Origin of the sequence: Sphaerisporangium aureirubrum, assembly GCF_042658925.1 — a bacterium.
GTDB classification, from domain to species: Bacteria; Actinomycetota; Actinomycetes; order Streptosporangiales; family Streptosporangiaceae; genus Sphaerisporangium; species Sphaerisporangium aureirubrum.
Genome location: NZ_JBHSRF010000091.1, coordinates 20,275 through 33,930, shown reverse-complemented (window position 1 = coordinate 33,930; position 13,656 = coordinate 20,275). Strand labels below are relative to the sequence as shown.

7 protein-coding genes and 2 pseudogenes are annotated in these 13,656 nt (G+C 65.4%); 3 read left to right on the top strand and 6 right to left on the bottom strand.

All coding sequences use genetic code 11. The annotated features are described in order from the left end of the window. The 3 genes and pseudogenes from ACFP1K_RS35650 to ACFP1K_RS35640 all read right to left on the bottom strand — a co-directional run. Positions 1-103: pseudogene (locus ACFP1K_RS35650) on the bottom strand (IS5/IS1182 family transposase); the annotation flags it as partial. A gap of 43 nt (positions 104-146) precedes the next feature. Further along, positions 147-1,430, bottom strand: a complete 1,284-nt coding sequence (locus ACFP1K_RS35645) for an integrase core domain-containing protein (RefSeq protein ID WP_380761848.1) — start codon at positions 1,428-1,430, stop codon at positions 147-149. A gap of 333 nt (positions 1,431-1,763) precedes the next feature. Further along, a complete protein-coding gene (locus tag ACFP1K_RS35640; protein ID WP_380761846.1) occupies positions 1,764-2,351 on the bottom strand; it encodes a tyrosine-type recombinase/integrase in 588 nt (195 codons plus the stop codon). 154 nt (positions 2,352-2,505) lie between these two features. Between ACFP1K_RS35640 and ACFP1K_RS35635 the strand changes: the two are divergent. After that, a pseudogene (locus tag ACFP1K_RS35635) lies at positions 2,506-3,090 on the top strand (tyrosine-type recombinase/integrase); the annotation flags it as partial. Here ACFP1K_RS35635 and istA read toward each other — a convergent pair. Further along, entirely contained in the window at positions 3,069-4,577 is a 1,509-nt protein-coding gene (gene istA, locus ACFP1K_RS35630; protein WP_380761844.1) for an IS21 family transposase, read from the bottom strand. The pseudogene ACFP1K_RS35635 and the gene istA sit on opposite strands and share 22 nt — an antisense overlap. A gap of 413 nt (positions 4,578-4,990) precedes the next feature. On the opposite strand from istA, the gene ACFP1K_RS35625 reads away from it, so the two are divergent. Both ACFP1K_RS35625 and ACFP1K_RS35620 read left to right on the top strand, forming a co-directional pair. Then, the gene (locus ACFP1K_RS35625) at positions 4,991-6,157 is read left to right on the top strand and encodes a class I SAM-dependent methyltransferase (protein WP_380761842.1); all 1,167 of its coding nucleotides are present in this window, start codon (positions 4,991-4,993) and stop codon (positions 6,155-6,157) included. Next, positions 6,138-6,332, top strand: a complete 195-nt coding sequence (locus ACFP1K_RS35620; RefSeq protein ID WP_380761840.1) for an MbtH family protein — start codon at positions 6,138-6,140, stop codon at positions 6,330-6,332. The genes ACFP1K_RS35625 and ACFP1K_RS35620 overlap by 20 nt, the downstream gene beginning before the upstream one ends. A gap of 5 nt (positions 6,333-6,337) precedes the next feature. On the opposite strand, the gene ACFP1K_RS35615 is transcribed toward ACFP1K_RS35620, so the two are convergent. Together ACFP1K_RS35615 and ACFP1K_RS35610 are read right to left on the bottom strand one after the other, a co-directional pair. Continuing rightward, on the bottom strand, positions 6,338-9,355 hold the full coding sequence (locus tag ACFP1K_RS35615) for a type I polyketide synthase (protein ID WP_380761838.1): 3,018 nt from the start codon (positions 9,353-9,355) through the stop codon (positions 6,338-6,340). Further along, entirely contained in the window at positions 9,315-13,646 is a 4,332-nt protein-coding gene (locus tag ACFP1K_RS35610) for a MupA/Atu3671 family FMN-dependent luciferase-like monooxygenase (RefSeq protein WP_380761836.1), read from the bottom strand. The genes ACFP1K_RS35615 and ACFP1K_RS35610 overlap by 41 nt, the downstream gene beginning before the upstream one ends. Between the last annotated feature and the right edge of the window lie 10 nt (positions 13,647-13,656).

Sequence of the window (13,656 nt, the reverse complement as noted above, 5' to 3'; positions counted from 1 at the left end):
TGATCGCGACAGAGATCGGCAGACCGGTCCGTTCGGTGATGAGGTGGATTTTCGACCCGTTCTTGCCGCGATCGACAGGATTCGGGCCTGTCAGGTCTGCGCCTGCCGAAAATCTCATCCATGCAGTTCAGGCAGCATGCAGGTACTCATGCAGGACTCCTCCTAGCCGGTCTCGCCGGCGTACGGTGAGGTCGCGAAGCTGTCCAGGATCGGTGATCGGAATGGGGACTGGCGCGTAAGGGAGCAGCCTGCGCCAGAGCCTGGTGGGCCCGATGCCGGTTGTAGTAGTCCTCGTACTCGCGCAGGGCGTGATGCAGATGCCGTTGGTTCCAGAGCAGGCAGCGGTCCAGGAGTTCGTGGCGGCAGGACTGCACCCACCGCTCCATGATCGCGTTCATGCGGGGTATGCGGACGCCGGTCAGCACGGTCTGAACGCCGGCGTCGGCGAGAATCTCGTCCATAAGCGTGGGGAACCTGCCATCCCGGTCTCGGATCAAGAACCGCGCCCGAGCGTCTGCGTCCTGGAGATCCATCACGAGATTCTTGATCGCCTGGGCGACCCAGGCTGCGGTCGGGTGCGCGGTGGTGCCCAGCACCCGGACGCGCCGGGTGGCATGCTCGACGACGGCAAGGATGTATTGACGCTGCCCGTTCAGGGTGACGGTCTCGATGAAGTCGCAGCCAAGTAGCGCATCTGCTTGGGAGCGCAGGAAGTCGGCCCAGGTCGTGGACGCCCGCTCGGGCGCCGGGTCGATGCCTTCCCGCTTAAGGATCTCCCACACGGTAGACGGCGCGACCTTGATGCCCAGGCTGGAGAGTTCGCCGTGCACCCGCCGATACCCCCACGATGGATTCTCGCTGACCAGCCGCAGAATGAGGACGCGGATGGAACGGACGGTGGGCGGGCGTCCGGCCCGTTTGGGCCGACAGGTACGGGCGTGACGCCGTTTGACCAAGTCACGATGCCAGCGCAGGACGGTGTCCGGCCGGACAAGCAACCGGACCCGGCCCAGGACCTCACGCGGCAACGAGGTCAGCAGAGCGGCAAGGAAAGCTCGATCCTCGGGAGCCAACCTCACCCGCTCCCCGCCCAACTGCCGCTCCAGAACGGTGATCTGGTGACGCAGGGCAAGTATCTCCACGTCCTTGTCCCGATCGCTCATCGGCAGCAGCCGCAGCGCGGCGAAGGCGTTCGTAACGGCCAGATATGTCAGTCGAAGGAGCATGAACGGCCATCCTGCCGCCCCTCGGCTTCCCTCGACAGCAGGAACCCGCCAAGCCGACTGACCTGCACGGACGACATTTTCGGCAGGCGCAGTGTCGACCGTGAAGAAGTCGCTGGCCGGCATGGTCTTGGCCTGCGCGGTGAGAAACTGCCTCCACGTCGGCCCGGATCGGCGCGGCGCCGGGTCGATTCCGGCCTTCTTCACGATGAGCCATACGGTGCTGGGGCCAGTTTGCAGCCCAGGCCGAGCAGCTCCCCGTGAATGCGCCGATGCCCCCACCTCGAGTTCTCGCTGCCAGACGCAGGATGAGCGCGCGAATCTCCTTCGAGATCGGTGGACGGCCCGGCCGGCGCTGCGGGTAGGTCCACTGTCGCCGGACCATGTCGCGGTGCCGGCGCAACAGGGTGGCCGGGGTGACCACGAAGGCCGGCCACCCGATCCTGGGTTCGGACCCGACACGCACTTGCGTCCCTTCAGGAGCCGAAGCTTGCATACGCCGGGAGAAGCCCTGCAAGGCGATGACCTGGCCGGATGGAATTATCGGCAGGCACAGAGTTCGGGGGGTTCGTGGATCTCGAAGTCGCCGCCGGGGAGGGTCAGGCGGAAGGCCGGCCATTCGAGAGTGTCGGGGCGGCTGGTCACTGGCAGGTGTTTTCGTTGAGGGGGCGTGACTTCGCCGAGCGACTCGCCCCAGATGCGGGTGATTTCGTCGGCTGGGGCGTGCGGGGTGGGGGACGGCCCGGTAGGTGGGGCGAGGGAGTGGAGCCTGCGGCCGACGTATTCGGCCGGGTCGGCTCCTGGTAGCTCGCGGGGTCCGAAGCGGAGACCGAGGGCCGTCACTACGGCGATTCGGTCGACGCGGAAGACGCCCCAGTCGTCGAGGTCGAGGTCGAGGCCGAGTAGGTTGGGGTGGCGGTCGAGGTTGGTGCGGGTGCGGTCGTAGCGCATGGTGGTGCGGGGGTCGGCGTGCCGGGCGGCGATCTGTACGTCGCGCAGGTCGACGCCGGCGTCGAGCATGGTGGTGACGAAGGTGTGGCGGAGCATGTGCGGGTGCATCCGCGGCAGCCGTACCACCGAGCTGTCGGCCAGGCGGCCGAGCCGGCGGGTGGCGGCGTGGCGATCCATCCACGCTCCGTGGATGGCTTCATCGTGTCCAGTATCACCTGTGATACCGATGCGACGTGCCACAAGCCCGCGACAGGGCATCCTGGCGGGATCCCATCTGCCTTAATCCGGCCCGGCTGGGGCCGGCTCATCTACTCAGCCACCGACTGTCGGCATGGAAACTCGCGCCCGCGGCGCTGACCGGAGGCACATCAACGCCTTCCTGCTGCGGGAGTGCGATCGTGTCTCGGCGGGGTCGGCCAAGGGACGCGTGGCGGAGTTGCGGTCCCTGCTGCGCTTCCTCTATCTGCAGGGCATCATCGCCTCGCGGTTGGGAACGGCGGTGCCGCCAGTCGGCGGGTGGCGCTTGGCCGGTGTGCCGCCCACTATGCCGGCAGCCGACGTCCAAGCCGTGCTGGACGGCTGCGACAGGAGCAGCCATGTCGGCATCCGCGACTACGCGATCATGATGCTGGTTGCCCGTCTGGGTTTGCGCTCCATCGAAGTGGCCCGTCTGGAGTTGCGCGATGTGGACTGGCGCGCCGGGGAACTCGTCATCCGCGGCAAGGCCGGGCGGCAGGATCGGCTCCCGTTACCCGTGGAAGTGGGTGAAGCGCTGGTCGCCTATCTGTCGGCCGGACGCAATCCGGAAGGCGGACGGCAGCTGTTCCTGACCTGCTGTGCTCCCCGCCGGCCGATCCGCGCGGACCTGGTGGGGGATGTGGTGGAGCGGGCCTGTCACAGGGCGGGCTTGCCGACCGTGGGACCGCACCGGCTCCGGCACGCCTTGGCCGGTGAACTGCTGCGCCAGGGAGCGCCTTGCGGGCCTCCAGCGCGACGGCATCGGCGGTCAGCGCTCCGGCCGCAAGGGCCGAGGCCAGACCTGCGACAACGTGCTCCTGGGCCAGGTGGCGCGACAGCAGCAGCACCTCGATTGCCATCGCGGTCGCCGTGTGCCTTGCAGGCCGCGGCCCACCAGCGGTCGTGCACTGGGGTGAACTTGCCCGCCGCACGAGCTTGCTCCAGCGCCGTGGCGCCGGGCAACGCACCGGGCTTGCGGATCAATACCTCCAGGTAGTGGTCAAGCTCCAGCCGCGTGCCGGACTTGGCCAGCAGTCGCTCGTGCCGGGCCACTTCCTCGCGGCCGTCATAGACGACCAGCTCCGAGGCGTGCAGCATCACCCGAACCTGACGGCCGATCAGCCGGGCGGGCACCGAGTACCGGTTGGTGCGCACATTGATCTGGCTATAGCGGTCCACCCGCGGCGATAACAGCAGCCCGGTCTCGAACGCCTCGCCCGGCAGGGGCTTGAGCAGGGGCTGCTCGATCGCGAAATGATCACCGATGGTGCGGGGCCGGCTGCCGATCCGCCGCGCGTCGTCGGCCGAGTCCCAGGCGTCGATCAGCGCGTTCAGCTCGGCCAGCGTGGCGACCTCCGGGACGGGCACCAGGTGATTGCGACGGAACCAGCCGATGTCGCCCTCCACCTCGCCCTTCTCGTGCGCGCCCTGCTTACCGGGCTGGCAGTAGAACGGCTCGATCCCGTAGTGCTCACGAAAGGCGATCCAGCGCGGTGTCTCCACCCGAGCCCGGGAGAAGCCCAGCACCTGGGCGACCGCGGCCTTGAGGTTGTCGTAGCGCACCTTGCCGAAGGGAACCCCGCCCAACACGCTGAAGGCGTGGACGTGCCCCTCGAAGAACGCCTCCTGACCGCCGGAGGCGAACACCCGGTGCACGGCCTTGCCCGAGTACGACATGCGTAGCGAGAACAGCACGCACTTGACCAACTCGCCGGCCAGCCGGATCGTCACCTCGCCGAAGTCGACCTCCGCCTCGGCGCCTGGCCGGTGCGACTGCGGCACGAATGCGTGCTGTGGGCCGCGCCCCGCTTCGATCCTGATCTCTGGCCGCCGCCGGGTGAGGTAGGCGCGAACCATCTGATACGACACCTCCGCTGCGTGCTCGTCGACCAGCCTGTCGAAGACCCGTTTAGCGGTATGCCGCTGCTTCTTCGGGGCGTCTAGATCCGCCCGGAGCATCTCGTCGATCGCCGACTTGTACGGATCGAGCCGGGTGCTGCGAGGTGGCAGCTTCTTCCTCGGTGCCGGCCAATCGCCCACCAGCGCTTTGGCTACCGTGCGGCGGCTGACCTGGAGCTTGCGCTCGATCGCTCGGCCCGACAAGCCCACACGCGATTCGCGGCGGATAGCGGCATACAGCGCGACCTTGTCAGCCTGCGACGCCATGACGCCCTCCTCACACGGAGTAGCGGCGCCATCATCTCATCGTAACGAGGTCAGTGGTGCTCAAACTCATCAACGTCCGCGAACGCCACCATCATGGCCGAGCACCAGTGACCTGCAAACGGTGCCCGATCTCGCTGTCATAGCCACCCCCGCCGCCACGACCAGGAGCCTCATCCACCGACTACCCGATGACCAGCAAAATCAGGACGGAATGGCTCACTATATGTACCACGTGCGGTCGGTATGGGTCGGCAACGACGAGAACGCCATAGTAAGGTGATCCTGTGTGGCATCCCGAAAGCCGGTCTCGAGTTACAGATCCGGAATGACCTATGGGTATTCCTGGTTTTGCTGAAGTCCCGCCAAGGGATTCTCCTGATGGGCTGCCTCCGGAACTCGGGGAGATCGAGTCCGTGATCGGCGAGCATCCCGCCGTGGCGCAGCTCGCCGTGGCCGTCCGAGACGAACGGTTGTTCGCATATGTTGTCCCGGCCGATTTGGACAGTGACGGCATCGCAGAGCTGATGCGCGAGCACCTGCAGGACAGTCGGCGGCATTTCGACGAGGAGCATCGCGAAGGACGCACCGTCCAGCAGGCGAACACGACGGTAGTCGAGCACATCGAGGCGCTACGGCCGCAGCGGCTCTTGGAGATCGGCTGCGGCGCGGGTGCGCTGCTGCGTGAACTACTGCCCGCATGCGGGCGTTACGTCGCGACCGATTTTTCCCCAGTCGCCATCAACCGGCTACGGTCGGAGTTCGCGGGCAAGAGCGGACTGATGCTGCTAACTCGCGAAGCCACGGACTTCCGTGGTTTCCGTGACGGATCGTTCGATGCGGTCGTCATCGACTCTCTGATCCGGCATCTGCCGGGGCTGCCCACCGCCGACGAGCTCATAAGGCGCGCCGTCAGCGCCCTCGTGGATGGCGGCACTCTCATCATCACCGACGTCAGCAAGCACGGTGGTGACGAGCTCGCCATCGACCCTGCTTATTTCAGCAGCCTGCCAGGCCGGATCTCACGTGTCGCCAAGGTCATGCTCATTGACCGGGAAGACGGCTACGACGTACTGGTCACCGTCGCTGCTCCGCGGCCGCTCGCAGAGCCCGGTGTGATACCACCCGGCCTGGCGAACGATCCGCTGCACGCCATGCGTGCCAAACGGCTGAGCATCCAGATTCGGGACCTCGCCCGGCAGCGACTGCCCTCTCACGTGGTGCCAGCGGGCGTCCTCATCATCGATGAGTTGCCGCTTTCACCGAATGGCGAGGTCAACGTACGGCAGCTGCCTGTTCCCAGCGTGGACTCCGGAGGCAGTGCCTCGCGTGGAACGGGGGAGGCGGCGCTGCACGCACTGTTCGCCGAGGTCCTGGGAGTCGAGGCGGCCAGTCCTGACGACGGGTTCTTCGATCTCGGCGGACACTCGCTGCTGGTCCTCCGGCTGCACAGGCTGATCAAGTCCAGGCTGGGCGTGGACATTCCAATGGAGACTATTTTCCGGGAGCCCACCCCAGCCGCCCTCGCTGCTTATCTGAACCAGCCGACCCGGGGAGGAAACAATGGGCACGAATCCTTTTGATGACGAGGACGGATCCTTCCTGGCTGTGCGAAATGGCGAAGGCCAATACTCGCTATGGCCTGAGTTCATCGAGGTTCCTAGCGGGTGGTCCGTGGTTTACGGGCCGGCCCTGCGACAGGATGCCATCGACTATATCGAGGAGAACTGGACGGACATGCGACCAAACTCTCTGTGATAACTTCAGTACTCGTCCTGCGGGGAAAGGTGGGCGAGCAGTTCGGAAAGGTGAGGGAGCAGTTCGGAAACGCTTGGTGACAGGATGATGGTGCGCACCAGGATCTTTACGCCGAAGACTCGCCCGATCACATCGGCCAACCGCACTGCTATGAGCGAATCACCACCAAGGTCGAAGAAATTAGCATCGACCGTTATTTCCTGAAGGCCCAGGACCTCACGGAACGCATCGGCTAGCAGGCGCTCTCGCTCTCCCATGTCTGTCGCGGCGGTATGGGCCTGGTGCGAGTCCGATCGCGCTGGCTCGGAATCGGCGCGCACCGGGGGGACGCTGGATTGCGGAGAACCGGACGCTTCCGGAGAGAAGGTATTAGGCGCGAGCCGCTTGCGCTGGAAGGGATAGGTGGGAAGCGGCACGTGACGCCGCTTGGCCGGCTGCATCCGGTCCCAGGCCAGGGAGAAGCCGCGGGACCAGAGGCCCCCTGCGGCGTCGAGAACCGTACTCAGTGCGGATGTCTTCTCGGTGTGGCGGGGCAGACTGGTGAGCAGGACATGCTCGGATGAGAACGCCTGGTGGCCGCGGGCCAGGGTAGTCAGGGTTTTTCCTGGGCCTACCTCGAGGAGAATCCCTGGCCCGGTGTCCAGTGCCGTCGATAAGGCATCAGCGAATCGCACGGTCTGGCGCAGGTGCTTGACCCAGTACTGGGGATCTCGCGCTTCATCCGGGCTGACCATGCGGCCGTGCATGTCGGAGATCCAGGGAATCTCGGAGGCGCGCAACTCCACTTCCCGTACCTGGGAACCGAACTCATTCAGCACCGCGTCGAGTAGGTGAGAATGGAAAGCACTGAAGCTACGGAGTTGCCGGCTTTCAATGCCACGGTCGGCAAGATCAGCCTGGAACTCCGCCACCGCATCCGCCGTGCCGGACACCACGCACTGAGCGGCATCGTTGACGGCGGCTAGCGAGAGATCGGCAGGCAGGCAGGATCGGAGGTCGGCCTCTGAGAGGAAGACCGCCAGCATCGCCCCGGCGGGGAGACTGCCCAGCAGCCTGCCGCGCTCGACCACGAGGGTCAGCGCACCGGCAACGGAGAGGACTCCCGCCGTGCAAGCCGCGGCGTAGGCACCGAGGCTATGGCCGAGCACGCTGGACGGGGATATGCCCCAGGATTGCCACAGGCCCGCGAGAGAATACTCCACGGCGAACAACGTCAACTGAACCGTGTCAGTCGACTTGAGGTTCTCTCCCGCCGCTGCGAAAGCTTGTTCTTCGCCTGGATCGGCGAGCAGGATCTTGCGGATCGACGCGCCGAGGTTTGCCTCAAGCAGCCCGATGCACTCATCGATGCGATCACGGAAGGCGGGATGGCGCTCGTAGAGTTCGCGTGCCATTCCCGGGTACTGGCCTCCTTGCCCGGAGAAGAGGAAGGTGAGAGGCGGCAGAACGGGGCCGGTGCCCACTTGCCCCGCTCTCCTGAGCAGCCGTGCAGCCGCCTGATGACTGCTGCCCACCACGTGGGTACGGCACTCGAATTCGCGGCGCCCGGTCTGAAGCGTCCACGCGACGTCGGCGAGCGGGATGTCAGGGTGAGCGGACAGGTGGCCGGCGAGCCGGGCGGCCGAGTCGGCCAGCGCTTGCCCGGTCCGCGCGGACAGCACCAGCAGGTGAGGGCCGGCGACGTCCGGGGGCGCATCTCTCAGCGGGGCTTGTTCGATGACGACATGCGCATTGGTTCCGCCGAGCCCCAGCGCGTTGACACCTCCCCTGCGCGGACCATCCGTTCCCGGCCATTCGGTCAGCTCACTGTTCACCACGAACGGGCTGGAATCGAAATCGATGTTGGGATTTGGCTTTTCGAAATGCAGGCTGGCTGGTATGCGACCGTGCTCGATGGCCAGCGTTGTCTTGATCAGGCCGATGACACCGGCCGCGGTGTCGGTGTGCCCGATATTAGACTTTACCGACCCGATCCGGCAGAACCCGGTCCGGCCGCTCCCGTTCTGGAAGGCTTTGGTAAGGGCGCTGATCTCGATCGGGTCACCCAAGGAAGTCGCTGTTCCATGCGCTTCCACATATCCGACGGTGCCCGTGTCGACACCGGCCATCTCGTATGCCGTTCGGATAGCAGATGCCTGGCCCTGTACGCTCGTCGCGGTGAAACCGATCTTGTCGGAGCCATCGTTGTTTACGGCTGAGCCGAGGATGACGGCATGGATATGGTCACCATCAGCAATGGCCTCGGGCAACGGTTTGAGAACGACGACTCCCGCACCATCGCCAGTAACGGTGCCTTGTGCCCGTGCGTCGAAGGGTCGGCAGTAGCCGTCGAAGGCGAGGGCTCCCCCGTCGTAGGGAATCGCGACTGGATGAGGCACTTGTATGCTTACCCCTCCAGCCAGCGCGATCTCGCACTCCCCCCCGAGCAGCGACTGAACGGCAAGATGAACCGCTACAAGCGAGGTCGAGCAGGTCGTCTGCACCGTGATGGCAGGACCTTTCAGCCCGAGTTTGTAGGAGACTCGCATCGTGAGGAAGTCACCGGTATTGGTGACATGCAACTGGAATCTCCGCAGGGTGCTAGCCATAGCCTTGTCAGCCTGCAACAGCTCCCGCCACGAACTGGAAGCGGTGCCCGCGTACACGCCGATCGCGCCGGAATACCTAGCCGGATCGCAGCCGGCCCGTTCCAAAGCCTCCGAGCAGCACTCCAGGAATACCCTTTGCTGCGGGTCGATCAACAGCGCTTCCGCCGGAGAATAATCGAAGAATTCAGCATCGAACCATTCGGGCTCCGGAGTTATGCCGTGGGCGGGCGTCACCCCTCCCTCCCAGTCCCCGGGGAAACGGGTGATCAGTTCGTCTCCAGCCAGCAGATGCCGCCAGAATTTTTCGACGTCTTTGGTTCTGGGGAAACGGCCGGCGAATCCGATAATCGCGATCGCGTCATTGTCGTCGGAAGGTTGCATGCCGCTCATCAGGTTACCTCCCACGCTCGCCGCCGGGCCGTTGCCGGGAAGCACGCCTTGCTAGTCGCTTGCGAGCGCGTTCTGAGCCATCGTCGGACGACGCCTGATCAGCGTCCACAGACGCCAGGTGCGTCGCCAGGGCATGGACGGTGGGGTACTCAAACAGCTTGATCAGCGAGATGTCGTCATCGATGATCGTCTTCAACTGATCATGCACCTTCACCATGAGCAGCGAGTGGCCCCCGGCGTCGAAGAAGTTGTCGTAGATACCGACCGAGGAGACCTGCAAGATGCCGCTCCAGATGTCGGCGATCTTGCGTTCCAGCTCGTTGCCGGGTGGGGCGGCCTTGCCCACGGGGGTCGCTTCCGGATTGGGCAACGCCTTGACGTCGACCTTCCCGTTCGGGGTAACGGGCAGCCGGGGTAGCAGCGTGATCGACGAGGGCACCATCGCTCGCGGCAGCGACTCGCGCAGAGCGCGCTGGAACTCGTCGAGGCGCAGGCTCGCACCTGACTCGGGAACCACATATCCGGCTACGCGCATGTCGTCAAAGACCACCGCGACCGCCTCGCGCACGCCCGGCTGACCTTCCATGGCGGCCTCGATTTCGCCAAGCTCTACCCGCATACCACGGATCTTCACCTGCCGATCCACCCGCCCGAGGAACTCAATCGTCCCGTCTGGGCGACGTCTGGCGAGGTCACCGGTGCGATACATGCGGGCACCTGGCTCCGCGCTGAACGGGTCCGGTACGAATCGCTCCGCGGTGAGCGCCGGCTGCCGCCAGTAGCCGCGGGCGACCCCGGCGCCGCCGATGACCAATTCCCCGGGTACCCCTACGGGGACCGGTTCCAGGTGCCGGTCCACAATCCGGATGGTGGTATTGGCGACCGGCTTGCCCAGCGGCACCGTAGCCAGCCCGGGCGTCACCTCGTGCGTGGATGACCAGATCGTCGTCTCGGTCGGGCCGTACATGTTGAGCAGTCGCACGTTCAGCGTGCTGAGCAACTCCCCGGCGAACCTGCCGGGCAGCACCTCGCCCCCCACGAGGAGCGTGCGAAGTCCGCGGAGTCCCTCGCGGGCTCCGGGCTCCCGGATCATGATCTGCATCATCGTCGGCGTCGACTGCATCAGCGTGGGCCGGTAGTCCTCGATGAGCTCGGCCAGTGAACGGGACGCCGCCGCTGGCGCTAGCGCCTGGTTGAACTGGCGGCGTACGGCGTCGAGCCCGTCAAGTCCGTTGAGCACGACATCCTCGTCGACGCCGAAGTCGATCAGGCAGGCGACCTCATCAACGCCGATCTCGCGCAACCGGCTAAGAAACGGCTGGACAGAATCCGGCGTGCCGAACAGGGCAGCGCTTTCGAAGTAGCGGTCGAACGCAAGAGCCAACAGGGTGTCCATGTCGGAGTCGCTAATAGTGGCCAGGTCAAACGGCAGCTGCGCGCTCTTGATCAGGTTCTCGATCAGGCTGATGGACGATCTCAGGTAGCTGGTGAACGGCTCTCGCACCAGTTTCCGGACGTCGTCGCGGTTGTGCCCGATGAACGTGTGCAGCATCAAGCTGACGATGCCCGCATCGGGGTCGTGCCCGTTGTCCGCGCGGGCGGTCCTGTACGTATCGATCCGCTGGGCCACCTGCTCTACCGTCTGGCCGAGCAGGTGCGTCAGGATGTTCGCGCCGATCGCGCCGGCCCGGACGAAGGTATCCGGACTCCCCGCCGCAGTGATCCAGGTGCGCAGCGCCTTACTGACTGGCGCGGGATGGATGCGCACGTCGATCGTGTCGCCTGAGCCGCTGCGAGCCGACGTCGACTCGCCCCGCCACAACGCGCGGACGGTCTCGATGGCACGGAACATATGTTCCCTGCGGTCGGCGTACCGATCGGGGAAGAACACGAAATCGTCGGCGTGCCAGCCAGAGGCGAAGGCGACGCCTGTCCGGCCACCAGACAGGTTGTCGACCAGCGCCCACTCTTCGGCCACCCGGATCGCGGAGTGCAAAGGCAAGACGACGCTGCCGGCCCGGAGTTCGACATTCTGGGTGATCGTGGCTAAGGCGGCGCTGAGCACTGACGGATTCGGGTAGAGGCCGCCGAACTCATGAAAATGCCGCTCCGGGGTCCAAATCGCGGTGAAACTGTGCTGGTCGGCGAATCGCGCACCATCGAGTACAAGCCGGTAGCTTTGTTTCGCGACGCTCGCGGTAGCGAAGTAAAAGAGGCTGAAATCGAGTGACCGCGGCCGCGCGCTCCTCGCCGTCCGGGCCCTGTCAGGAGACTGTTCGGGGGCGAGCACGATCCGCGCGCCACGGCCGAGCGTCCAGAGGAGTTCCAGCACCGAGATGTCAAAAGCGATGCTGGTGACCGCGAGAACGGTGTCTTCCGGGCCACAGCCGACCCGTTCGTCCATGGCGCGAAAGAAGTTGGCCACGTTCCGGTGGCTGACCATCACCCCCTTCGGCCTGCCGGTCGAACCAGAGGTGTGCAGCAGGTAAGCCATGTTCCCTGGATCGAGCGCCGGGGGAGTCCACTCGTGGCCTGGCGGCTTGATCGGCTGGTCAAGATCTACCACCGGAGCACTGGGGCGAGGCATCCGGGCCAGCAGATCGCCGCGGGTTACCAGCGCATCGATGCTGGCATCGGTGAGGGCGAGGCTGAGCCGCCTGGCCGGGTAATCCGGGTCGAGGGGCACGTACGCCGCGCCCGCCTTGAGGATGCCGATGAGTCCGATCATGAGCTTGGGTGACCGGTCTAGAAGGAGGCCAACACGCGACTCAGGCCCCACGCCCAGCGCCGCGAGCCGGCACGCCAGCAGGCTCGCCTGGTCGTTCAGCTCCCCGTAGGTCAGCTCGCCGTAACTGGATACGATCGCCAGGGCATCTGGCCGCATGTCCGCCTGACGCTCGAACGCGTGGTGAACGAGCTCGCCGCTGGGCAGGGAACGCTCAGTGGCATTCCACAAGCGGACGGCCTGGTCACGCCGTGACTCGTCCAGCAGCGGCAGCCGGGAGACCGGCTCATCGGGAGTCGTCACGAGCGAGTGCAGCAGGGTCTGGAAGCTGCCGGCCAGATCCGCGATCGTCTCAGCGTCGAACAACTCCGAGTTATACGCGAAGGACGCGATGATATCTGACCCGGTGTCGACGGTGATCAGCGTAAGGTCGAATTGCGCACCCCGGGTTGGCACGAACACACTTTCCAGTGCCAGCCCGGAAATTTCAAACGGGATTCCCGAGGCGCCCACTAGCAGCGAATTTAGTGCCACGGGGAACCCGGGCGGACCCTCATGACTGATGAACATCACCTGGAAGACCGGTGATCGCGTCGAATCGCCGTCTGCCGCGAGTGATTCGGCCAGCAGGCTGAAAGGGTAATCCTGGTGATCCAGCGCGTCGTCGGCAGTTCTGGATATCCTGTGCAGCGCCGTTTGGGCTGACGGGACATCGCTGAAGTCCGCGCGGACCGCCACGACATTCGCGAAATGGCCGACGGTGCGCTCAAGGGATGGATCCTGCCGGCCGGGCACCAGGAAACCCAGCAAAATTTCGTCCTGGCTCGTGTAACGGTGCAGGAGGATGTGGAATGCCGCCAGCAGGACCGAGGGCACCTTCGCTCCTGACCTGCCGGCAAGTTCTCTCAGGGATCCGGCGAGATCAGCGTCCACGCGGAAAAGGTGGCCACCCGCGTTGTAGACGCGCCTGGCGGCTCGCGGCCGACTCGTGGGCAGCGCCAGCGTCGGCTGCTCGCCTCTCAGTTGGTCACGCCAGTATGCCGCGTCTGCCGCTCCGCGCTCGCTTGCCAGATACTCGTTCTGCCTGCGCACCCATTCCTGGTAATCACCGGACTCGGCCGACTTCACGCTGCGCCCCGCGCGTTCGGCCTGGTAGGACTCAACGAGTTCGGCTAGGAGGAGTTCCAGTGACCAGAAATCGCAGACAATCTGACTGACGGTAAGCAGCAGGAGTGGCTGTCCGCCGTCCCCTGTCCAAAGGTCCACTCGCGCCAGCGGCCCGATCTCGAGGTTGAAGCGCCGGTAGGCGGCGTCAGCGAGTCGTCGTTCTGTCGCATCAGGATCCCAGCTATCGACGGCGTGATGCCGCAATTCGATTGCCAGTGAGGCCTCGACCTCGCAGCGGAGTTCACCGTCAAGGAAGACGAACGTCGTTCGTAACGCGGCATGCCGGGCAGCCAGCCCGGCAACCGCACGGCGCATGGCGCGCATGTCGATGTCCGGCGGCAGTCGCACTCCGGCTGCCAGGTTGAGAGCTTCGCCAGCCCTGCTGAGCTGGTCGAGAAACCACAGCCCACGCTGACCGTGGCTCGGCGAGCCGGTGTCGATCATGTTAATCGTC

Coding starts and splice junctions, on each gene's coding strand:
- ACFP1K_RS35620 (WP_380761840.1), top strand. CDS start 6,138: ATGGGCACGAATCCTTTTGATGACGAGGACGGATCCTTCCTGGCTGTG.
- ACFP1K_RS35610 (WP_380761836.1), bottom strand. CDS start 13,646: ATGATCGACACCGGCTCGCCGAGCCACGGTCAGCGTGGGCTGTGGTTT.
- istA (WP_380761844.1), bottom strand. CDS start 4,577: ATGGCGTCGCAGGCTGACAAGGTCGCGCTGTATGCCGCTATCCGCCGC.
- ACFP1K_RS35640 (WP_380761846.1), bottom strand. CDS start 2,351: ATGGATCGCCACGCCGCCACCCGCCGGCTCGGCCGCCTGGCCGACAGC.